We start from the raw sequence: 20350 nt of genomic DNA on the forward strand, positions 1-20350 counted from the left end.
CTACGCGCACCGCTCGCGATCGTCAACCCTCTCGACGAGAAACGCCACGACGGGAGTGCTCGGGTCATCGTGGGATCGAGGCCCGGCACACGGTCGGGCCGGCACCGCATTCGCTGGGAGGATGCAGATGACAGACACGGAATTCGGCGGCTCGGGCAAGACCGACACCGCCAAGCAGGAGGCTTCGAACGTCGCAGGCGACGCGAAGGGCGCAGCCCGGGACGTCACCTCGACCGCCAAGGAGAAGGCCTCCGACGTCGTCGGCGAGGCGAAGAGCCAGACCCGCGACCTGTACGACCAGACCACCTCGCAGCTCCGCGATCAGGCGGGCGCTCAGCAGCAGCGCGCCGCTCAGGGGCTCCGCTCGATCAGCGACGAGCTGTCGTCGATGGCCGACCGCTCCGACGGCGGCGGTGTGGCGTCCGAGCTCGTGCGCAACGCCTCCGGCCGCGCAGGATCGGTCGCCGACTGGCTCGAGGGACGCGACCCGGGCTCGCTGCTGAGCGACGTCAAGTCGTTCGCGGCTCGGAAGCCCGGCACGTTCATCGCGATCGCGGCCGGCGCGGGCATCCTCGCCGGGCGCCTGACCAAGGCGCTCACCGCCGACGCGAAGAACCACGCGAGCGGCGCGGCGACCGGCAGCACGCCGGGCGGCGCGGCGACCGGCAGTACGCCGGGCGGAGCCGCCGCCGCGTCAGGACCCGTCACCGGTGCCTACGCGCCGTCGACGGACTTCTCGGATCCTGCGCCCGCGACGTCGGGACTCGCCGACGCCGAGCCGCCGATCCGCACGCAGGCCGCCTTCGCCGACGCCGACCGCGAGTCGCCCGACACCGGCGACGAGCGCCACCCGCTCTTCGACGACGTGCTCGGCGGCACAGCGGTGCCCGGTCTCCGGACCGGCGACGAGGAGCGAGCATGACCGACCCCATCCCACCGGAGGAGAAGGCCGCGACCACGTCGATCGGCGACCTCCTGAGCGGCGTGACGCAGGATCTCTCGACCCTGTTCCGGCAGGAGGTCGAGCTCGCCAAGGCGGAGCTGACCGAGTCGGCCAAGAAGGCCGGCCGGGGCGCCGGCATGTTCGGCGGCGCGGGCCTGACGGCCCTGTTCGCCCTGCTGTTCCTCTCGATCGCGGCGTGGTGGGGGCTCGGCTACCTGCTGAACAACGCCCTGTCCGCGGTCGTCGTCGCCGTCGTCTACGGCATCGTCGCGCTGATCCTCTTCCTCCGCGGGAAGAAGGAGCTCAAGCAGATCGACGGCGCCCCGAAGACGGTCGACTCCCTCAAGAAGATCCCCGAGTCCGTGAAGCCGGGAGGCCACGCATGAGCACCGCAGACGACAGAAGAACCCCCGACCAGATCCGCGCCGAGATCGACGCCACCCGAGGGGACCTCGGCTACAACGTCGACGCGCTGGCCGACAAGGTCAACCCGCACCAGATCGCTCAGCGCCAGGCCGACAAGGTCAAGAGCCGCTTCAGTTCCGCGAAGGAGTCCGTCATGGGAACCGTCCACGACCAGAAGGCCAGCGCAGGATCCGGCGTCGACAGCGCCCGCGACGCCGGTCACCAGGCCGTCGCGAAGGCCAAGGGCAACCCCCTGGCCGTCGGCCTCATCGCCTTCGGCGCGGGCTGGCTGGTCAGCACCCTGATCCCCTCCAGCGACGCCGAGCAGGACCTCGCCGGCCAGGTGAAGGAGAAGGCGGCACCGCTGGTGGACGAGGCGAAGTCGGTCGCGCAGGACGTCGGCCAGAACCTCAAGGGCCCGGCGCAGGATGCCGTCGCCCAGGTCAAGGAGACGGCTCAGAGCGCCGCCGGCGAGGTCAAGGACACCGCGCAGTCGCGGGCCTCCGACGTGAAGGACAGCGCGCAGCAGTCGTCGGACACCGTCCGCAACTCGTGATCCACCCGTCCGAACCCACCCGATAAGCGACAGGAAAGAGAGCCCATGTTCTTCCACAAGCAGGAACTGCAGTTCAAGTCCAGCCCGTCGAAGCCCGACCCCGCCTACGCCAAGCGCATGCAGGAGATCCTCGGCGGCCAGTACGGCGAGATCACCGTCGCCATGCAGTACGGCTTCCAGGCCTGGAACAGCCACCTCCCCGGCAAGTACCGCGACCTCCTCTTCGGGATCGGTGCCGAGGAGTTCGGTCACGTGGAGATGATCGCCACGATGATCGCCCAGCTGCTCGAGAGTGCACCGGTCGAGCAGAGCGAGGCGGCCATGGCGAAGGACCCCGTCCTCGCCGCGGTGGTCGGCGGAACCGACATCCAGGCGGCCGTCGTCGCAGGCGCCGGAGTGCGGCCGGTCGACTCCAACGGCAACCCGTGGCAGGGCTCGTACATCACGGCGTCCGGCAACCTGCTCGCCGATGTGATCGCCAACGCGAACGCGGAGATGCAGGGCCGGATCCAGGTCGCGCGCATCTACAACATGACCGACGACCACGGCGTCCGCGAGATGCTCTCGTTCCTCCTCGCCCGCGACACCGCCCATCAGAACCAGTGGACGGCCGCCGCCGAGGAGCTGCAGGCGGAGGGCGTCGAAGAGCTGCCCATCCCCTCGAACTTCCCGCTCTCGAAGGAGCAGAAGGCGGAGGAGTACAAGTTCATCAACTTCTCCGACGGTGCTGCGGCGCGCGAGGGCTCGTGGGCCCAGGGCCCGACGCCCGACGGCAAGGGCGAGTTCACCTACCTCGACGGTCCCGACTCGTCGGTGCCCTTCCCGCCGCCCACGCAGCCCGACGAGCGCTTCTACGGCACCACGCCGAAGCCGAACCTCGTCGAGAAGGCCGCGGGCGTCGTGAAGGACACGCTCAGCAAGAAGTAGGCCGGCGTGACCACGGGGCTCGAGGCGCTCGACGCGGATCGACGAGGGCGCATGGTCCACATCGAGGCGTGCCGAGTGGCCGAGTCCCGTGGCACCCACAGCTGGGACCTCCGGTCGTTCGATGCGGCCGGGATCCTGCTGAGTCTCGACCACTTCCACTTCGACGGATCGTAGGCGGGGATGGCCGCGGTGGAGTTCCTGGCCATCACCAACGACGTCGTCCTGATCGGGAGCTGGCGGGGCAGCATGCGCCGCGACATCTGGCACATCGAGGCCCACGCCGCCGAGACCTTCCCCGAGCCCGAGGCGCGACTCCAGAAGAGGAGGACCGGATTCTCCGGACTCGAATGACAGGCGGACGCCCGTGAGCGGGCTGTCGGAGCTGGTGCTGATCCGGCACGGCGAGAGCACCGCGAACGTGGCGGCCAGCGACGCGGAGGCGCGCGGGGCCGAGGTGATCGACGCCGGAGCCCGCGATGCCGATGTCGCCCTCAGCGCCACCGGCGAGAACCAGGCGAGAGCGGTCGGCAGTGTGCTCGGCGAGTGGCTCGACGATCAGACGGAGGTCTGGTCGTCGAGCTACCTGCGCGCCCGCCAGACGATCGCGATCGCGCTCGAGACGGCCGGCGAGCAGGATCGCCGCGTCGTCGTCGACGAGCGGCTCCGCGACCGGGAGCTCGGGATCCTCGACCTCCTGACCTCGCGAGGAGTGGCCGCCCGCCACCCGGAGGAGCAGGCGCGGCGCGAGTGGCTCGGCAAGTTCTCGTACCGGCCCCCCGGCGGCGAGTCGTGGGCCGACGTCGCCCTCCGGATCCGGTCGCTGTTCCGCGACCTCGAGGACGTCCCGCGCCGAGACGGCACCACGCCGCACCGGGTCGTCGTCGCCTCGCACGACGCCGACGTCCTGCTGTTCCTCTACGTCTGCACGGGCCTGTCCGAGCGGGAGCTGCTCGACTTCGCGTCCGAGCACACGGTCGCGAACGCCTCCGTCACCGTCCTGACCAGGCCCGACGGCGTCGGTCCGTGGACGCTCCAGACGTTCTCGGACGTCCGTCACCTCGAAGCAGCGGGCGCCGACGTCACCCGCCACCCCGGAGAACGCCATGTCGACTGAACCGATCACCCCGGACCTCCTGCGCGACTGGCCCCTGCCGGAGCCGGGAGACGGCAAGTACGGCCGAGGTCAGGTCGTCGTGGTCGGCGGAGCACCCCGGACGCCGGGCGCCGCCATGCTCGCGGCGCTCGCGGCCCTGCGGGTCGGGGCCGGACGCCTCACCATCGGCCTCGGGGCCTCGGTGGCACCGCAGGTCGCCGTGGCCATCCCCGAGTGCGGGGTCGTGCCCCTCGGCGAGACGACCGACGGCCACATCCGCGGCGAGAGCCTCCTCGCCGCGAGCGACGACCTCGCCTCCGCCGACGCCGCCCTGGTCGGACCCGGCCTCGACGACGCCGACGAGGCCGCCGCCCTCGTCAGCGACCTGGCGAACCACCTCGGCGAGAAGACCGTCGTCTGCCTCGACGCCTACGCCCTCGGCGTGCTCGAGCGCGACGACGTCGACGTGAGCGCGCTCGCCGGCAGACTCCTGCTCACCCCGAACAGCGCCGAGGCCGAGCGGCTGCTGGGTCGTCCGCTGCAGGATCCCGAGGCGGACGTCGTCGAGATCGCCGAGCGGTTCGGGGCGGTCGTCTCGAGCGGAGGCCTCGTCGCGGCGCCCGACGGAAGGCTGTGGTCCTCCGGTACCGGGACGAGCGGACTCGGGACCTCCGGGAGCGGGGACGTGCTCGCCGGCGCCCTCGTCGGACTCTGCGCCCGGGGAGCGGATCCTGCGCAGGCGGCCGTCTGGGCGACGCACGCCCACGGCACCGCGGGCGACCGGCTCGCCGTGCAGGTCGGCCCGCTCGGCTACCTCGCCCGAGAGCTGCTCGAGGAGCTTCCCCGCGTGCTCGTCGAGATCGGGGCATGATCGAGGCGTGACCCGCCCCGCCGACGACAGCGCCGCCGGTGAGCGCCTCGCCGAGATCGCGCGGGAGCTCTACCGGGGCGACCCCGGCTCCTTCGTCGCGGCACGGACGAGAGCCGCGCACGCCGCCGAGTCGAGAGACCTGGCGGGCAGGATCGCGAAGCTCCCAAAGCCGGCCGTCGCGGCCCACGTCGTCGACGCCCTGGTCGGCTCCGGCCACGAGGCCCTCGACGCGCTGACGGAGGTGGCCGGGCGGCTCCGCGAGGCGGAGGAGGGCGGGGACGCGACGCTCCTGCGCAGTCTGTCGGCCGAGCGCCGGCGCGCGGTGGCCGACGCCACGGAGGCGGCGGTCGCGGCGGCTGCTGAGGAGTCGGGTGCGTCAGTGTCGGCCTCGGTGCAGGATGCCGTCGCGGCGACGTTCCAGGCGGCCGTCGTCGATCCCGCCTCGGCGAGGGCCGTCGCGAGTGGACTGCTGGTGAAGCCCCTGTCGCCGGGGGCGGACCCGGTCGAGGCGCTCGGGGTGCCGATCGACCTCGGGGTCGGGGCGGACGACGCCGACCCGAGCGCGTCCGGAGCGGGACGAGGCGGTCGGGCGTCGGGTGCGAAGGGCGCGAAGCCCGCCGCCGCCGCGCGTCGCGCCCGGGCCGAGGCCGACACCGCGGAGAAGAAGGCGGCGGAGGCGCAGCACGCCCTCGAGGCGGCAGAGGACGAGCTCACACGCATCCGCGAGGAGCGCGACGAGGTCGGCGAGCGGCTGGACGAGCTCCGCGACGAGGTCGCCGACCTCGAGGAGCGCGAGTCGGGCCTCGGCGGCGAGCTGGCCCGGGCGCAGCGGTCGCGCCGCGACGCGGCGGCCGCCGAGCGGAGTGCGCGGTCGCGCGCCGCCGAGCTGAGACGCAGAGCGGACTGAGCCCGGCTGCGCCGGTCAGCGGTCGGGCGGGTCAGCCGGCGTGCGCGGGGGCGTCGGCCGGGGTGGCGAGGGCGGGATCCTGCGTGGGCGTCGTCGTCTGCGGGACGGTCAGCCGGAAGCGGGCCCCGTGGGTCGACGGGAGGCAGACGACGTCGCCGCCGTGCGCCCGGGCGATGCCGCGGGCGATCGGCAGCCCGAGGCCCGCGCCGCCGCTCGCCTGGTCGCGCCCGGCGTCGAGCCGGACGAGCCGGTCGAACACGCGCTCGCGGTCGGCCTCGGGAACGCCGGGGCCGTCGTCCGACACGTCGACGGACAGCTGCTCGGCGTCGTCGTCCGCCCTCAGCTCGACGTCTACCCGCCCGGTGTAGCCCGTCGCGCGGGCCGCGTTGTCGAGGAGGTTGCCGACGATCTGCGCGATGCGGTCGGGGTCGACGGTGGCGCAGGATCGCGCGCTCGCGATCTCCACCCGCAGATCGAGCGACGGTCGACGGAGGCGCTGCCGCTCCACCTCGGCGAGCACGACGGCGCCGAGGTCGACGGTCACCAGCTCCAGCTCGAGGCCCCGGTCGACTCGCGCCATCATGAGCATGTCGTCGATGAGTCGCGAGGCGCGGGACGCCTCCCGGGCCACGTGTCCGGCCAGCCGCTCCCGGCCCTCGCGGTCGACGGGGGAGCGCACGAGGGTGTCGGCGGCGGCGCGCATGCCGGCCACCGGCGTCCGGAGCTCGTGCGCGGCGTCGGAGACGAAGGCGCGCACCCGGGCCTCGGCCTCGAGGGCCTTCGTCTCGGCCCCCTCGACGGCGTCCAGCATCTCGTCGAAGGCCAGGGCCACGCGGCCGATCTCGGTCCGCGGGCTCCGAGGGTGGAGGCGCCGGCCGCGGTCGCCGCCCGCGATGGACCGGGCGACGGCGGTGACGCGGTCGAGCGGTCGGAGCGACGCCCGGACGACGAGCACCAGCCCGACGGCGGCGATCAGGAGGAACGCCGCGGAGGCCGCCAGCATCACCCAGCGGAGCTGCGCAAGCGTCTGCCCGACCGACGACGCGTCGGCGGTCAGCGTGATCGTCGACCCGTCGCTCAGCTTCGAGACGAGGGTGACGAGCTGGTCGTCGGCCGTGATCGTCGAGGAGGTGATCTTCGCGCTGGCGGCGGCGGTGCCGGCGGCGCCGGCTGCGGCCTTCCCGGCGGCGGGGGCCGCGGCGGGGGAGCCGGGCGTCGCAGGATCGGCGGACGAGCCGGTGGTCGACGATCCTGCGCCCTTCGGCCCCGGCAGTCCCGCCCCGGCCTTCGGACCGGCGCGCAGCTGCTCGGGCGACGGTCCGGCGACCACGCGGTCGCCGTTCCTGTCGCGGATGAGCACCGAGAGGCCCTGGAACGAGAGGCGCTCGGCGAGCTCGTCCGAGCTCACGGTGCCGACGAGGGCGGTGGCGGCCGAGGCGCGGTCGCGGAGGCGGTCCTCGATCTGGGCGCGGAGCCGCGTGCCGAGCGTCGCCTCGACCGTGACGGCCAGGGCGCCGAGCAGGATCACGAGGAGCAGCAGGATCGCGACCACCGCGCGCAGGCGGAGGGAGCCGGTGCGGAGGCCGTGGGCGGGGCGGGCGTCGGCGATCCTGCGCTTCCCGTCCGCGATCGAGGCGGCCCGGCTCATCGGGTCGCCTCGGGCGCCGCGACCCGGTAGCCGAGCCCTCGCACCGTGTGGATGAGCCTCGGGCCGTTCGCCTCCATCTTGCGGCGGAGCGAGCTGAGGTGCACCTCGACGAGGTTGGGGTCGTAGTCGTCGTAGCCCCACACCTGCGTCAGGATCTGCCCCTTCGAGAGGGTGCGTCCGCGGCTGCCGGCGAGGAACTCGAGGAGGCGGAACTCGGTCGCCGTGAGGTCGAGCGGGGTGCCCGCACGGCGGGCGAGCGAGGCCTCCTGATCGATCAGGAGGTCGCCGATCTCGATCACCGACGGCACCCGCCCGCGCCTCCGGAGGACAGCGGTGGTCCGCGCGATCAGCTCGGCCATCGCGAACGGCTTCACGACGTAGTCGTCGATCCCCTCCGAGAAGCCGCGGAGCCGGTCGTCCACCTCGTCGCGAGCGGTCAGCATCACGACGGCGGCGTCGGAGATCGTGCGCACCGATTGCGCGAGCTGGATGCCGCTCGGGCCGGGCAGCATCCAGTCGAGGATCACGAGGTCGGGCAGGAACCCGGCCAGCTCGGCCGTGAGCGCGAACCCGTCCGCGGCGGTGCGGCAGACGAAGCCCTCGGCGGTGAGAGCGGTGGCGACGGAGGTGCGGATCGCGTCGTCGTCGTCGATGACCAGGATCCGGGCGGGGTTCGGCATGGGAGGAAAGCTACGTGGTCGAAAGCGGCGCCGCCTATGAAACGGCTGCTCAGAACCTGTCCTTAAGTGATGCTTCAGATTCGACTTCGACCGTTGGAGAACGCCCGACCGGGCGATCTCACGAACGAGGAGTCACCATGAGCAAGAAGAACAACGCCGACCGCGACCGCGACGACACCCCCTTCGACCCGTTCGGGCTGAACGGCGACGGGTCGACGGGCGCGTCTGCCGGGCGCGGGGACGACCGGCCCACCGAGGAGTTGGCGCGGCCGATGGTCGGCGCGCCGGGTGGCGCGGCCGGCGGGTCGCAGTCGTACGGCGACGACGCCGAGACGAAGGAGCTGCCGCGGGTCGCGCAGGATCACGAGAGCGGCGCCGGCTGGGGCGCTGCGGCGGGTTCCGGCGACACGGCGCGCCGACCCGCGTGGCTGACGAAGCGCATCGCGATCGGTGCTGCCGCGGTCGCCCTCTGCATCGGCGTCGGCGGCGTCGGGGCGGCCATGGCCGCGTCGGGCAGCGGGTCGGGGTCTGGGTCCGGTTCGGGCTCCGCGTCGTCCGCGGCCGGGAGCTCGTCGGTGACGCCGACTGACGCGCCGACGGGTGCGCCGACCGGTGCACCGACTGGAGCGCCGACGCCGGGTGCTGCTGCGGGCAAGGACGCCGGGCCGGCCGCGGGCGGTGCGGGCGGACCTGCCGGTGCTCCTGCGGGCGGTGCTGCGTGCGGCCCGGTTGCAGGAGGACCCGGCGCGGACGCCTCGGGCAAGGCTCCGGCGGGTGCGCCGACGCCTCCGGCCGCTCCGAAGGACGGCAAGGCTCCCGCCGCGCCGAAGGGCGGCAAGGCCCCCGCTGCGCCGAAGGGCGGCAAGGCCCCGGCCGCGCCGAAGACCGGTTCCACGCCGACGCCTCCCGCCGCGCCGAGCAGCACGGACGCGCCCGCGGCTCCGAGCGCTGGTTCGGGTGCGTCATCCTGAGCCGACTCTGACCACGCTGCTCACCCCGACGCCCGGGGGTGCCACCGCCTCGATCCGATCGGCGGCGGCACCCCCGGGCGAAGCCCTGAGAGCCAGAAAACGCACCGTCTGCGGTCTTCATTAGATTGTCTAGCTTTTTGAGTTCATACTCATGACAGGCACCGATTCACGGCGGTGTCGAGGCCCCGATTCACGGCGGGGCCGACAGTTCGATGGTTGTTTCCTCAGCGGTGCAGGCCGCAGAAATGAGTTCACCAGATGTCCTTTTTGCGACCCCAGATCGACCCGCAGGGCTCTCCCTTCTCGGAGATCCGTCAGATCGAGCGCGACCGAGTCCTCGTCGTCGTGGCCTCGGTCACTGTGGCGGCGACCAGCTGCCTCATCGGCGGTGCGCTCGTCGCCCTCGGCCTCGCCGCCTAGCGGCCCGGCTCCCTCCCTGTCTCTCTCCTCCTCTTCGATCGGATCGAAACCATGAACGACACCTACTTCCCGCAGCTCTCCCAGATGGTCCACGAGGACCTCGTCGACTACGTCTCGCAGCACTTCACCTGGACCGCCTCGTCCTACCTCGACGAGGACTGACCCTCCCGCTCCTCTACCTCTGCCCCCGGGCGTACAAATGGACGGAGATCCTCGCGGTGCTGCGAGGATCTCCGTCCATTTGTTCGTCCTGGGCGCCGAGATCGCACTTCGACCGGGTTCTCGGGCTCGCAAGCGTGTCGAACTGCGATCTCGCCCGCCCCGGGCCCGCCGCGCCCGGCCCGCCGCGCCCGGCCCGCCGCGCCCGGGCCCGCGAGATCGCAGGAGGCGTCGCCCGCGAGCACCCCGAGGCGACGCCTACTGCGATCTCGGCGCGCGTCAGCGCTGACCGGTCACGCGACCGACGAGGTCCTCGATGAAGGGGATGACGTCCTGCACCTGCGCGACGCTCGCGAACGCGGTCGCGACGAGCGGCCAGAGCGACCCGACGAGGGTCGCGACGACGGCGGCCACGGCGGTGATCCAGGCCAGGGGCCCGTACCGCGAGACGAAGGTCAGCAGCAGGAGTCCGACGGCGATCAGGTAGCTGATCACGATGGACGCGGCGATCGCACCCACCGGGACGCGCAGGACTCCGACGGTCGTGGCGTCGGCGGCCCCGATGAGGCCCAGCACCGGCAGGAGCACGCCGACGACGACGATCACGCTGAGGACGGCCCCCGTGATGAGAGCCGCCCAGACCGCGCGGGGTCGGCGCCGCCGGGGCCGGGACGACGCCGACCTCATGATCCTGCGGAGACAGCCGACTCGACAGCAGCAGCAGGCGCCGAAGCACCCTCCGCGACCGCGTCGAACGGCCCGTGCACGTCGGTCACGTTCACATTGACGACGACCCTGTCGCCGACCAGCTGCGCCGCAGCGTGCTTGACCTGGCGTCGCACGGAGTCGGCGACGTCGCCGACCGGGTGCGGGTAGGAGACGACGAGGTCGAGGTCGACCGTGGCGGTTCCGGCGTCGCGGCTGACCGTCACTCCGGGCGTGGTGCTGCTGCCGAGGACGGCTCGGGCGGCGCGGTCGAGGGTGCGGGCCGCGACTCCGCCGAGGTGGTGCACGCCGGTCACGGCGAGGGCGGTCTCGGCGACCGCGGTGCCGAGCAGGTGGTCGGCGCTCTCGTGGTCGGGGTGTGTGGGGTCGACGGTGGTGAGGTCGATGGGGGTGGGCTGGGGATGCGTCGCATCTCCGGTGACGCTGTCGCTCATGGTGTCTCCTGGTGGGGCCGCCGGCTCTGCCGGACGAGGGTGAGGCCGCCGGCTCTGCCGGACGAGTGCTGGGTTCCGCCGGCGTCCCGCGGGCGGAATGGGGAGAGCCCCCGCCCAGTGCGGACGGGGGCTCTCTCGGGGGTTACTTCTTGAAGACGTCCTTGACGTCCTCGACCTTGTCGCGCGCGCCGCCCTTGGCCTGGTCGGCCTGGCCCTCGGCGACGAGCTTGTCGTTGTCGGTCGCGTTGCCGACGGCCTCCTTGGCCTGGCCGGTGACCTTCTCGGCGGCGGCCTTGATCTTGTCTGCTGCACTCATGGTGGTTCTCCTTCTTCTGTGGTGATGGCCCGAAGGCCTCGGATGCGTGACGGCCAGGCGGCCGCCGCAGGGACGGGTCAGGCGACCCGGGTGGTGGAACCCGTGCGCGAGCGGATGCCGGCGACGAGCTGGATGACGACCGGCGTGGTGCTCCCGAGCAGGGAGTCCCACTCGGCGACGGCCTGGTCGATGGTCGTGCGGACCTCGATCGGCGAGGCGCCGCGGCGGGTCTCGGCGGTGATGCGGAGGACGTTCTCCTTCTTGATGCGGAAGGCGACGACGTCGATGGCGAGGATCGCAGGATCCCGCTTCAGCGACTCCTCCAGCACCTGGGCGGCGACCTTGGCGTCGACGACCAGCGTCCCGCCGGTGGTGGTGTCGCGGCCCTTGCCCTCGGTGACGGTGAGGAGCGTGCCCGTGCGTCCGTGGCCCTGTCGGAAGACGAACCACAGGAGCAGCAGGATCAGGACGAGGGCGGCGGCCGCGGTGACCCAGAGGATCCAGGGCTGCGAGCCGGAGAGCGCGTCCGAGGTCGGATTCACGGCGTCCTTCGCGCCGGACGTGACCGGGTTCTGGATGTCGGGGAGCAGCGATCCTGCGGCGACGGCGGCGCCTCCGACGAGGAGGACCAGTCCGATCACGAGGACGAAGACGCGGTTCAGGAACCGGTTGGTGGTGGTCATCAGCTGATCGTCCCCTTCTTGGACAGGTGCACCTTGCCGCGGAGCGAGGGCTGGAAGTCGTACGAGGAGAGCTCCTCGTCGACCGCGGCCTGGATGCTCCGGAGGTCGGCGCTGCGGCCCGAGGTGCGGCTGACCTCGACGGCCACCGCTCGCGTTCCGACGCTCACGTGGACCTGGTCGGGATCGACGTCGCCGGCGTAGCTCGCCTTCTGGGCGACGCTCTGGGCGATGACCCGGTCGTCGACCACGGCGGCGGTCCGGTCGGCGGCGACGCCGCGGCGTCCGCGACGGCCGGGGGCGAGCGAGACGATGATCAGGATCAGCCCGACGATCGCCACGACGACGCCCCCCGCGGCGAGGAGCCCGACGGGTGCCCCGGCGGCCTGCAGGACCGTGACGGCGGCGTCCTTCGGCGCGACGAGCAGCGCGGGCTGCTTCAGCGCCGAGAGGACGGCCTCCGTGCCGATCCAGGCCAGGACGAGCATGAGCACGACGGCGAGGACGATGGCGATCCCGGAGCGGGACGAGTGCGTCTCGCGGCGGACGAGTCGGCGGTACAGCGCGGTCGACGTCATGAGACCCTCTTCCTCTCTCGGAGTTCGACACCGGTGACCTGGAGGTCGACCCGGCCGATGGACGAGCCGGTCAGCTCGAGGCAGCGCTCGCGGATGCTGGTCTGAGCGGCCGTGAGGCGCTCGATCAGGGTGCCGGTCGACCGGCGGCCGACGTCACCAAGCGGACGGATGTGGATCGGGGTCCTGGCGCGGACGCCGAGGGACCCGTCGTCATCGGCCAGTTCGACCGACACGTCGGAGGCGCTGACGCTGAGAGCGTCCGCGGTGACGGCCGACACGATCCGGCGGACAGCCCGCGACGAGATCTGCGTGCGGCCGTGGACGGCCTCGCCGGCCGACACCGCCGCGGTCACGACGACCGCCGCCCGCGGAGGGCGTCCGTCAGCGACCCGAGGTCCAGCTTGCCCTCGACCACGCGGCCGACGCCCCACCCGATGGCGATCGCCACGGCGACCAGGATCATGGCCCAGAAGCCGAATGCGACCGCTGACAGCGCGAGGACCGCGCCGATCAGCATGCCCTTCGTGGTGACGGTCACTGGACGCGGCTCTCGGTGGCCTCGTCGTCGTTGTCGTCCGAGGGGATGTGGACGTCGGAGATGGTCACGTTGACCTCGGTGACCTCCATGCCGACGACGGTGGAGATGGCGTCGGTGACGGCGGCGCGGACGCTGTCGGCGAGCTTCTGGAGGGCGACGGGGTACTCGGCGACGATGATGATGTCGGCGGCGACCTGCTTCTCGCCGACCTCGACCTTGATGCCCTGGCCGCGGTCCTGCTGGTTGATGGCGTTGCGGATGGCACCGATGGCGCGGGCGGCACCGTTGCCCAGGTCGTGGACCCCGGGGACCTCGCGGGCGGCGATGCCGGCGACCTTCTCGACGACGCCCTCGGCGATCGTGTTCTTGCCCGAGGTGGAACCGGTGGACGGCGTCGTCTTGGCGACGGAGCTGCCGGTGGTGGCGGTGGGGGTGACGTTCGACATCGTTCTCTCCTGCTGTGCGTTTCGTGCTCCCGGCCTTCGGGAGCGTCCCCGCTCGATGCGGGCACATCATTCAGACGCATCGACCCTGACAAGAGTCATGGTCGTTCAGGCTTCTGTCAGCATTCGATCAGTCCGTAGCGTTTAGCGGCCATCCGGGCCTCTCGAATGGCCGTTCAGCGCCGGAGCGTCTCGTTCGGTTTCTCGCCGAAGCGCTCCTGGTAGGCGGACGCGAACCGGCCCAGGTGACCGAAGCCCCAGGCGCGCGCGACGTCGGTCACGCTGGCGGTCTTGGGGGTGTGCTCGAGGAGGTCGCGACGGACCCGGTCGAGCCGGATGCAGCGGAGGTACTCGGTCGGCGAGGTGCCGAGGTGCCGCTGGAACGCGTTCTGCAGCGAGCGCGTGTGCATCCCGGCGGCTGCCGCGGCGTCCGCGGGAGTGATCGGCAGGTGCGCGTTCTCCTGCAGGAACTCCACGGCCGCGCGGGCCCTGGCCAGACGCGGCACGAGCAGCGCCTCGGGCACGTACTCGGCCTGCCACGGGAAGACGGTGAGGAGCGATCGCGCGACGGCCAGGTTCGCCTCCATCCGGATCAGCGGGGCGGCGTCGGGGTCGGTCACGACGGGCGTCGCCGCGGTGATCGTCTGCCGCCACGAGGCCACGGCCGTCGGCGCGAGGGGCGCGTCGTGCCGGAACGCGATCGGCTGGAGCGTCCCGCCGTGCCTCTCGGTCGCCACCCGCTCGAGGAACGGCCTGGCGAGGTGGACGAGGCTCTGGCGCCCGGCCGGCGCCTCGAGAGTGAACGCGCTCGAGGACGGCAGGACCACCGGCTGCCCGGGCTCCACCTCGAAGGGCGCGCGCTTCGTCGTGATCCTGCCGGTCCCGTCTCGGAACCAGGTGGCGACGTAGTCGTCGAGCCGGGAGATGTCGCCGGTGAGGCGCCCGGTGACGACCGAGAGGCGGAGGCTGACGTCGGCGTCGCCGAGCGACGCGTACCGGAACGAGAACGGGGCGCGGGGAGAGGTGATCCGGAACCGCGACCCGCCGTAGTAGCGCTCCGACAGCCGGACGGCCTCGTCGACCCGTCGGCTCGAGACCTCGATGCGGGTGTAGGGGTTCTCCTCCGCGGAGACGACCGGCGCAGGATCGAGGGATCCCTCGCGGGCTATGTCGTCGGCTCCGGGTCCCGAAGGCAGGGTGGTGCTCACAGCTCTCCTCTGTGCCGACTGGTGGTCGACGGGTCACGCGTTCGCGGTGGGATGCACCGCTACTGGTACGACGAGTCGTCGGACCCGGATGTCACAAAGTCATCGCTCGTGTTCAGGGCACCGGGTCGGAAGACATCGGATCGGGGCCATCGCCTGGCTGGTTCGCCGCCGGCAGTGGTAGGCAGAGAGGAGCCCTGGCAGGATCGGGGGACCGCCACGACCCGGGAGGATGCGCCATCGTCGTCTTCGACCCGCTTCCCGACGCTCCGGACGCCACGCTGGCGGCCCGCGCGAGAGACGGCGACGTCCACGCGTTCGAGATCATCGCCCGCCGGCACGGCCCGCTCATGCGCGTCTACGCGGCGAAGCTCCTCGGGTCGGAGATCGAGTCGGACGACATCGTCCAGGAGTCGTTCCTCACCGGGTGGCGGCACATCACCGAGCTCGAGAACCCGGGCCAGGTGCGCAACTGGCTGATGCGCATCGTCACCCGCCGGGCCATCGACCGGATCCGCGTCCGCCGCGAGCACGAGAACATCGACGACTGGAACCCGCCCGCAGCCCGGGCGGGCTCGCCGGACCGGGTCGTCGAGGCGCGCCTGCAGCTCGACGCGGTGTGGGAGGCTCTGGACAAGCTCCCTGCCGACCAGCGACGGTGTTGGCTGTTGAGAGAGACCGCCGGCTACAGCTACCAGGAGATCGCCGACGGCCTCGACCTGCCCGTCTCCACGGTCCGCGGCCTCCTGGCCCGGGCCCGGAGATTCCTGCTCCACGAAATGGAGGCATGGCGATGACCCGCGACGACGACGCCATGCCCTCCGGCGAGCCCGAGCCGGTCGACGACCTCACGCCCACGGGCGAGCCCGAGCCCGTCGACGACCTCGAGCCGACCGACGACCTCGAGTCCGGCGACGACCTCGACGGCCACACGATGGACGAGCTCGCCGAGTACCTCGACCGCGGCCGCGAGCCGTTCGACCCCGACATCGAGAACTCGGCCGCGTGCCGACTTGCCCTGGCCGGGATGACCAGGATGCGCGAGCTCGCCTGGACGGCGCTCCGCCGCGAGGCCGACAGCGACCCCGACCGCGACTCCTCGTGGATCGCGGGCCTGCTCGAGACCATCAAGGACGAGATCCGGTCGGGGCGCGAGATCCCCGTGACCCATCCCGATCCTGCGCTCCACCTGTCGCTGACCGAGGCGGCGGTCCGCGGGATCGTGCGCCGTGCCGGCGACACCCTCGGCGGCGTCGTGATGGGGCGCTGCACCCTCGACGGCGACGTCACGACCCCCGGTGCCGCGGTCCGGGTCGAGGTCACCGCGACGATCGAGTACGGCCTGTCGATCGACGACACGGCGGACGCCCTCCGGGAGCGGATCCGCGAGGCCCTCGAGCGCCAGACCGACCTGGTCGTTACCGCGATCGACGTCGGGATCGACGACGTCTACGAGAGACCGGAGAGCCCCCGATGACCGACGACGTCGAGCTGTCCCGCGCGCTGACGGCGGCCGTTCGCGCGACGCCCGGTGTCGCCGGGGTGTATCCCGCGCAGCCCGTCCTCGAGGCTGCGGCCACGGTCCTCGCCGCGAAGCTGGCGCTCCGGCAGCCCGACGTCCTGGTCGACATCGACCGGACGGACGGCTTCACCAGCGTCAGCGTGCAGATCGCCACCCACGCCGCCGAGGCCGCCCCCGACACGGTGCGGCGGGTCGGCGAGACCGTCCGCGACCTGTGTGTCGAGCACGGCGAGGACGCTGCCGCGCTCACCGTCGCCGTCACCGTGCGGCTCGTCGAGGGCTGACCGCCGCGCTCCCGCCCCGCGCCTGACGCGAGCCGGGGCCTTTGCTACCCTCGTCTCCGTGATCACCCGTCCGTCTGTCGTGCCCTCGGGGCGTGGGGAGGTCGCCGGCGGTTCTCGCGCCGGCGGCAGATAGCCCCGCCCGGCGCGCTGCTGCGCGCCCCGCGACCTCTCTGACGACCACTCCCGCGCCGATCCTGCGCGGAATCCCACGAACGGTGATCCCTCATGCTCCCCCTGACCGACCAGACCATCCGCGCCTCCCTCGTCAACGCCTCCCGGCGCGAGTCCAGCGATCTGACCCTGCCGCCCGGCTTCGACGACCTCCCCTGGAGCGACCTCGACTACCTCGGCTGGCGTGACCCCCGACTGGGCAAGCGCTCCTACGTCGTCGTGCCCGGCGACGACGGCGCAGCCCCCACGGGCATCCTGCTGCGCGAGGCTGACGCGCGGCCGGGCGTCCGCGCCCAGTGCGCGTGGTGCCAGGACGTCACGCTCCCGAACGACGTCGTGTTCTTCAGCGCCAAGCGCCGCGGGCCCGCCGGTCGGAACGGCGACACGGTCGGGACCCTCGTCTGCGCCTCGTTCGAGTGCTCGGCGAACGTCCGCCGCGCCGTCCCGCCGGCCTACCTCGGCTTCGACGTCGACGCGGCGCGCGAGGAGCGCATCGCCGCTCTCCGCGCGCGGGCGTCCGCGTTCGCCGCGCGGGTCTGACCGCCCGACCCCGACCCGGACCCGCCCTCAGCCCGCCGCGGTGGCCACCTCCGGCACCGCGGCGGGCGCGAGCGCGTGCTCGACGAGCCGGCGCAGGATCGCGCGCCCGTCCCGCGACAGCACCGACTCGAGGTGACCCTGCACCGACGCGAACCCCGGCCCGCTGAGCGTCTGCACCACCCGGCCGCCGTCCTCCGTCGTGGCCTCGACCCCGTCCGGCAGCGGGCCGGCCAGAGCGGCGAACGAGTTGTAGAAGCCGATGTCGGAGCGGAGCCCGCGGTACTCCAGCGGCACCGCGCGGCCCTGGTGCGGCTCGCGCAGAGGGCCGACGTCGAGGCCGAGCCCGAGGGCCAGGATCTGATGGCTCAGGCAGACGGCGAGCAGAGGGCGTCCGCTCGCCCGCCGCTCGTCGACGAGCTCGCGCATGGCGGCGAGGCGCGGCGACGACGCGTCGCGGGGGTTGCCCGGGCCCGGACCGGCGACGAGCAGGTCGGCGTCGGCGTGATCCTGCGCGCTGCTCCACGGCACGACCTCGACGGTCAGCCCGAACGAGCGCAGCTGGTGGGCCAGCATGGCGCTGAAGTCGTCCTCGGCGTCGACGACCACGGCACGGCGCCCGGCCAGCGGGTCGGCGGTCGTCCCGTCGTCGTCGAGCGGCGTCCGCTGCGGCGTCAGCCAGAACGGCGCCAGCCGCGTGTTGCGCGCAGCCAGGAGCCCGGCGACGCCGGGCACCTCGTCGAGCCGGACGTCGTCGCGGGAGTCGGGGCCGCCCGATCCTGCGCCGATCGCCCGCAGGATCCCGGCAGCCTTCGCCGCGGTCTCGCGCATCTCCGATGCCGGATCGCTGTGCCGCACGAGCGTCGCGCCCACCGGCACGCGCACGTAGCCGTCGTCGCCGATGTACGCGGTGCGGATCAGGATCGGCGCGTCGAGGTCGTGCCCGCCCGCGCCGTCGCTCTCGAACAGCGCGAGGACGCCGGCGTAGTAGCCGCGGCCCGTCGTCTCGCGGCGGTGGATGACCGCGCAGGCGTTCTGCATCGGCGACCCGGTCACCGTCGGAGCGAAGAGCGACAGGCGCAGGACGTCGACGGGGTGGCGGTCGGTCTCGCCCTCGAGGAGGTACTCGGTGTGCGTCAGCGCCCGCATCTGCTTGAGGTGCGGGCCCCGGATCCTGCCGCCCCGACGGCAGATCTGGCTCATCATCTTCATCTCCTCGTCGACGACCATGAAGAGCTCCTCGGTCTCCTTCGTGTCGCCGAGGAACGACACGAACTGCGCAGCGTCCGGGCCGGTCGCGGGGTGCCGGTAGGTGCCGCTGATCGGGTTCATCGAGGCGGTGCGGACGCCGGTCGCAGGATCGCGCACCACGCCGACGTGCTTCTCCGGGCTCGCGCCCACCGCGTTGATACCGGGGGTCGCGATCGCGAAGGTCCAGTAGGCGCCGGTCTCCTGGCGGACCAGGTTGGCGAACCAGGCCGCCACGGCCCGCCGCCCGGAGGCGTAGGCGCGGGCCTCGAAGTCGCGGCGGATCACGAAGTTCGCGCCGGCGCCGCTGCCGATGTCGTCGCGGATGACGTCTCGGACGATCCCCTCGTACTCGGCGTCGGACGTCGTGAACCCGCCGCCGCTGCTGACGATGCTGTCGTCGCGGAGCACCTCGACGGCCTCGAGGGGCACCGTCTCGCTCTCGCGGATCACGAGGCAGCGGAGCGGGCTGCCGTCGTCGTGCGCCTCGAAGCCCCGCTCGCGGATCTGCGAGAACGGCACCAGGGTCAGCACGTCGACGCCTTCGTCGAGGGGGATCGACGCCAGGTCGTCCACGTCGACGACGTCGCCGGTCAGGACGACGACGTGGTCGGCCGCGCCGCGGCGGAGGAGCGCGAACGGCTCGGTGGCGCCGGGCCGGGTCAGTCGGTCGAGGAGGGACACGGGATGCCTTTCGGGAGGGTCGCCCTCCCCGGAACGCGAAACGGCCGCCCGAGAGGGGCGGCCGGTTCGATGATGAGTCTGCAGGGGTCGCCTAGGAGAGCGGCCACCAGCTGGTCATCGTGTTCATGCCCCAGACGTTAGTGCGCGCGCGCCGGTCGTGTCCAGTCCCGAGCGCAGGCGGGGCACGACGCGCGCGGACGCGATGTGACGAGCACTGCCGCGCTGTGTCGGGCCGAGCCCTGACGCGCTACGACTGGCCGCCGACCGCGGGCTCGCCGACGAAGGCGTGCGCCTCGCCCGCGAGCTCCAGCCAGAGGTCGACGCTCGAGACCGACACCCAGCCCTCGCCCTCGGGGCGGCCGCCGGCGATCCGGCGGGCGACGAGGTCGGCGGCGCGGTCGTGCGGCAGCTTCACGACGAGGTGGTCGTCGTCGAGGAACGCGAACCGGCGGCCGCGCGCGAGCAGCCCGTCGTCGGACACGGTGACGTCGACGTCGGGATCCTGCGCGAGGGTGAAGACGACCTCGTCGTACGCGGCATCGGTGAGTTCGGACATGGCGGCTCCTCGGCGACGGACAGGCCGCGGCGCGGCCCGACTGGTGGTGCCCAGTATGGCGCGATCGGGCGGCCTGCCGCGCTAGGCGTCCTCGTCGATGCGGCCCAGGATCCCGGGTAGCACGCGCTTCATGTACGGCGCCCAGAACAGGCCGACGATCGCCTTGAGCGCAGGTCCGGCGCCGGGCCGGGCGAAGAACGTGTAGGTCCAGTCGATGCGGGTGCCCGAGCCCTCGGCCGAGTAGTCCCACTCGGCGCGCGCCCCCGAGACGAGGAGCCCGAACAGCTTCTCGAAGTTGCTCAGCTCGTAGACGAACCGGTTCGGGGCGTCGACGGCGACGATCGTCTCCGTGACGCTGCCGCCGTCCGACAGCATGAGCTGGCGGCGCTGGCCGACGGCGTCCCAGGGTCCCGTCTGCCGCCGCACCTCGAGGACCTCCGGGAGCGGGCCGGAGGCGGGGTAGTAGCCGACCGGGGTGAGGGGGGTGCCGATCGCGAAGGCGCGGTCGAGCGGCGCCCGCGTGGTGCCGCTCGCTGATCCTGTGGCTGTCGTCGTCATGGGAGTGGTTCGGACCAGCGGCTCGAAAGGGTGGCCGTGGGATGCTCCGCCGCACCCGGCCGCGGATCAGGACGGCCGGGCACACTCGTCGCATGACGACTCTCTCTCGCCCCAGCCGCGGCAAGGTCATCGCCGGAGTGTGCGCCGCCATCGCCGACCGGTTCCGATGGAGCCGCTTCGTCGTCCGACTCCTCTTCGTGGTGTCGATCATCCTGCCGGGGCCGCAGTTCCTGCTCTACATCGTCCTGTGGATCCTCATCCCCAAGCGGAAGTAGCCGGGGCCTCCGCGT

Annotated in this window: 30 protein-coding genes; 16 read left to right on the forward strand and 14 right to left on the reverse strand. The window is 72.7% G+C overall.

Annotated features, from left to right (window positions below):
- The first annotated feature begins 127 nt into the window (after positions 1-127).
- The 9 genes from ABD733_RS09220 to ABD733_RS09260 are packed head-to-tail and all read left to right on the forward strand — an operon-like array spanning position 128 to position 5702.
- Complete coding sequence (locus ABD733_RS09220) at positions 128-922, forward strand: hypothetical protein (protein WP_344795268.1); 795 nt, start codon at positions 128-130, stop codon at positions 920-922.
- Positions 919-1329: a phage holin family protein gene (locus tag ABD733_RS09225; RefSeq protein ID WP_344795270.1), complete on the forward strand. Its 411-nt coding sequence runs from the start codon at positions 919-921 to the stop codon at positions 1327-1329. The genes ABD733_RS09220 and ABD733_RS09225 overlap by 4 nt, the downstream gene beginning before the upstream one ends.
- Positions 1326-1904: a DUF3618 domain-containing protein gene (locus tag ABD733_RS09230; protein WP_344795272.1), complete on the forward strand. Its 579-nt coding sequence runs from the start codon at positions 1326-1328 to the stop codon at positions 1902-1904. The genes ABD733_RS09225 and ABD733_RS09230 overlap by 4 nt, the downstream gene beginning before the upstream one ends.
- 45 nt (positions 1905-1949) lie before the next feature.
- Complete coding sequence (locus tag ABD733_RS09235) at positions 1950-2831, forward strand: manganese catalase (protein ID WP_344795274.1); 882 nt, start codon at positions 1950-1952, stop codon at positions 2829-2831.
- 6 nt (positions 2832-2837) lie between these two features.
- On the forward strand, positions 2838-3005 hold the full coding sequence (locus ABD733_RS09240; RefSeq protein WP_344795276.1) for a hypothetical protein: 168 nt from the start codon (positions 2838-2840) through the stop codon (positions 3003-3005).
- A 15-nt stretch (positions 3006-3020) separates the two neighbouring features.
- Positions 3021-3182 carry a hypothetical protein gene (locus tag ABD733_RS09245; protein ID WP_344795278.1) on the forward strand — a complete coding sequence of 54 codons (162 nt, stop codon included), beginning with the start codon at positions 3021-3023 and terminating at the stop codon, positions 3180-3182.
- 13 nt (positions 3183-3195) lie between these two features.
- Positions 3196-3945 carry a histidine phosphatase family protein gene (locus ABD733_RS09250; RefSeq protein ID WP_344795280.1) on the forward strand — a complete coding sequence of 250 codons (750 nt, stop codon included), beginning with the start codon at positions 3196-3198 and terminating at the stop codon, positions 3943-3945.
- Positions 3935-4795 carry an NAD(P)H-hydrate dehydratase gene (locus ABD733_RS09255; RefSeq protein WP_344795282.1) on the forward strand — a complete coding sequence of 287 codons (861 nt, stop codon included), beginning with the start codon at positions 3935-3937 and terminating at the stop codon, positions 4793-4795. Before ABD733_RS09250 ends, ABD733_RS09255 begins: the two co-directional genes overlap by 11 nt.
- 7 nt (positions 4796-4802) lie before the next feature.
- Positions 4803-5702: a hypothetical protein gene (locus tag ABD733_RS09260; protein WP_344795284.1), complete on the forward strand. Its 900-nt coding sequence runs from the start codon at positions 4803-4805 to the stop codon at positions 5700-5702.
- Positions 5703-5733: 31 nt separating this feature from the next.
- Here ABD733_RS09260 and ABD733_RS09265 read toward each other — a convergent pair whose 3' ends face one another.
- Together ABD733_RS09265 and ABD733_RS09270 are read right to left on the reverse strand one after the other, a co-directional pair.
- Positions 5734-7350 carry a sensor histidine kinase gene (locus ABD733_RS09265; protein WP_344795286.1) on the reverse strand — a complete coding sequence of 539 codons (1617 nt, stop codon included), beginning with the start codon at positions 7348-7350 and terminating at the stop codon, positions 5734-5736.
- On the reverse strand, positions 7347-8030 hold the full coding sequence (locus tag ABD733_RS09270; protein ID WP_344795288.1) for a response regulator transcription factor: 684 nt from the start codon (positions 8028-8030) through the stop codon (positions 7347-7349). The genes ABD733_RS09265 and ABD733_RS09270 overlap by 4 nt, the downstream gene beginning before the upstream one ends.
- A gap of 137 nt (positions 8031-8167) precedes the next feature.
- Here ABD733_RS09270 and ABD733_RS09275 point away from each other — a divergent pair, with 137 nt between their 5' ends.
- Positions 8168-9001 carry a hypothetical protein gene (locus tag ABD733_RS09275; protein WP_344795290.1) on the forward strand — a complete coding sequence of 278 codons (834 nt, stop codon included), beginning with the start codon at positions 8168-8170 and terminating at the stop codon, positions 8999-9001.
- 258 nt (positions 9002-9259) lie between these two features.
- On the forward strand, positions 9260-9421 hold the full coding sequence (locus ABD733_RS09280; protein WP_344795292.1) for a hypothetical protein: 162 nt from the start codon (positions 9260-9262) through the stop codon (positions 9419-9421).
- Between the two features lie 438 nt (positions 9422-9859).
- Here the strand turns inward: ABD733_RS09280 and ABD733_RS09285 are convergent, their stop codons facing one another.
- The 9 genes from ABD733_RS09285 to ABD733_RS09325 form a co-directional block, all read right to left on the reverse strand.
- Positions 9860-10267 (reverse strand): hypothetical protein, encoded by a 408-nt coding sequence (locus tag ABD733_RS09285; RefSeq protein ID WP_344795294.1) that lies wholly within the window; start codon positions 10265-10267, stop codon positions 9860-9862.
- Positions 10264-10740: an Asp23/Gls24 family envelope stress response protein gene (locus ABD733_RS09290; protein WP_344795296.1), complete on the reverse strand. Its 477-nt coding sequence runs from the start codon at positions 10738-10740 to the stop codon at positions 10264-10266. The genes ABD733_RS09285 and ABD733_RS09290 overlap by 4 nt, the downstream gene beginning before the upstream one ends.
- A 142-nt stretch (positions 10741-10882) precedes the next feature.
- A complete protein-coding gene (locus ABD733_RS09295; protein ID WP_344795298.1) occupies positions 10883-11056 on the reverse strand; it encodes a CsbD family protein in 174 nt (57 codons plus the stop codon).
- Between the two features lie 77 nt (positions 11057-11133).
- A complete protein-coding gene (locus ABD733_RS09300) occupies positions 11134-11739 on the reverse strand; it encodes a hypothetical protein (protein WP_344795299.1) in 606 nt (201 codons plus the stop codon).
- On the reverse strand, positions 11739-12314 hold the full coding sequence (locus ABD733_RS09305; RefSeq protein WP_344795300.1) for a DUF6286 domain-containing protein: 576 nt from the start codon (positions 12312-12314) through the stop codon (positions 11739-11741). Before ABD733_RS09305 ends, ABD733_RS09300 begins: the two co-directional genes overlap by 1 nt.
- Positions 12311-12667 carry a hypothetical protein gene (locus ABD733_RS09310; RefSeq protein WP_344795302.1) on the reverse strand — a complete coding sequence of 119 codons (357 nt, stop codon included), beginning with the start codon at positions 12665-12667 and terminating at the stop codon, positions 12311-12313. The genes ABD733_RS09305 and ABD733_RS09310 overlap by 4 nt, the downstream gene beginning before the upstream one ends.
- Positions 12664-12852, reverse strand: a complete 189-nt coding sequence (locus ABD733_RS09315) for a DUF2273 domain-containing protein (RefSeq protein ID WP_344795304.1) — start codon at positions 12850-12852, stop codon at positions 12664-12666. Before ABD733_RS09315 ends, ABD733_RS09310 begins: the two co-directional genes overlap by 4 nt.
- On the reverse strand, positions 12849-13298 hold the full coding sequence (locus ABD733_RS09320; protein WP_344795306.1) for an Asp23/Gls24 family envelope stress response protein: 450 nt from the start codon (positions 13296-13298) through the stop codon (positions 12849-12851). Before ABD733_RS09320 ends, ABD733_RS09315 begins: the two co-directional genes overlap by 4 nt.
- A 173-nt stretch (positions 13299-13471) precedes the next feature.
- Positions 13472-14503, reverse strand: a complete 1032-nt coding sequence (locus ABD733_RS09325; protein WP_344795308.1) for an AraC family transcriptional regulator — start codon at positions 14501-14503, stop codon at positions 13472-13474.
- A 347-nt stretch (positions 14504-14850) separates the two neighbouring features.
- Here ABD733_RS09325 and ABD733_RS09330 point away from each other — a divergent pair, with 347 nt between their 5' ends.
- The 4 genes from ABD733_RS09330 (at position 14851) to ABD733_RS09345 (ending at position 17017) form a co-directional block, all read left to right on the forward strand.
- A complete protein-coding gene (locus tag ABD733_RS09330) occupies positions 14851-15297 on the forward strand; it encodes an RNA polymerase sigma factor (protein ID WP_425552875.1) in 447 nt (148 codons plus the stop codon).
- Complete coding sequence (locus ABD733_RS09335) at positions 15294-15977, forward strand: Asp23/Gls24 family envelope stress response protein (protein ID WP_344795310.1); 684 nt, start codon at positions 15294-15296, stop codon at positions 15975-15977. The genes ABD733_RS09330 and ABD733_RS09335 overlap by 4 nt, the downstream gene beginning before the upstream one ends.
- A complete protein-coding gene (locus tag ABD733_RS09340) occupies positions 15974-16306 on the forward strand; it encodes a hypothetical protein (RefSeq protein ID WP_344795312.1) in 333 nt (110 codons plus the stop codon). The genes ABD733_RS09335 and ABD733_RS09340 overlap by 4 nt, the downstream gene beginning before the upstream one ends.
- Positions 16307-16531: 225 nt before the next feature.
- Positions 16532-17017 carry an FBP domain-containing protein gene (locus ABD733_RS09345; RefSeq protein WP_344795314.1) on the forward strand — a complete coding sequence of 162 codons (486 nt, stop codon included), beginning with the start codon at positions 16532-16534 and terminating at the stop codon, positions 17015-17017.
- Positions 17018-17044: 27 nt separating this feature from the next.
- Here the strand turns inward: ABD733_RS09345 and ABD733_RS09350 are convergent, their stop codons facing one another.
- The 3 genes from ABD733_RS09350 to ABD733_RS09360 form a co-directional block, all read right to left on the reverse strand.
- Positions 17045-18946: an anthranilate synthase family protein gene (locus ABD733_RS09350; protein WP_344795316.1), complete on the reverse strand. Its 1902-nt coding sequence runs from the start codon at positions 18944-18946 to the stop codon at positions 17045-17047.
- 247 nt (positions 18947-19193) lie between these two features.
- Complete coding sequence (locus ABD733_RS09355; RefSeq protein WP_344795318.1) at positions 19194-19502, reverse strand: hypothetical protein; 309 nt, start codon at positions 19500-19502, stop codon at positions 19194-19196.
- Between the two features lie 81 nt (positions 19503-19583).
- A complete protein-coding gene (locus ABD733_RS09360) occupies positions 19584-20060 on the reverse strand; it encodes an SRPBCC family protein (RefSeq protein WP_344795320.1) in 477 nt (158 codons plus the stop codon).
- Between the two features lie 92 nt (positions 20061-20152).
- Here ABD733_RS09360 and ABD733_RS09365 point away from each other — a divergent pair, with 92 nt between their 5' ends.
- On the forward strand, positions 20153-20335 hold the full coding sequence (locus tag ABD733_RS09365; RefSeq protein ID WP_344795322.1) for a PspC domain-containing protein: 183 nt from the start codon (positions 20153-20155) through the stop codon (positions 20333-20335).
- Positions 20336-20350: the final 15 nt, after the last annotated feature.

Source organism: Frondihabitans peucedani (assembly GCF_039537585.1).
In the GTDB taxonomy this organism is placed as follows: Bacteria; Actinomycetota; Actinomycetes; order Actinomycetales; family Microbacteriaceae; genus Frondihabitans; species Frondihabitans peucedani.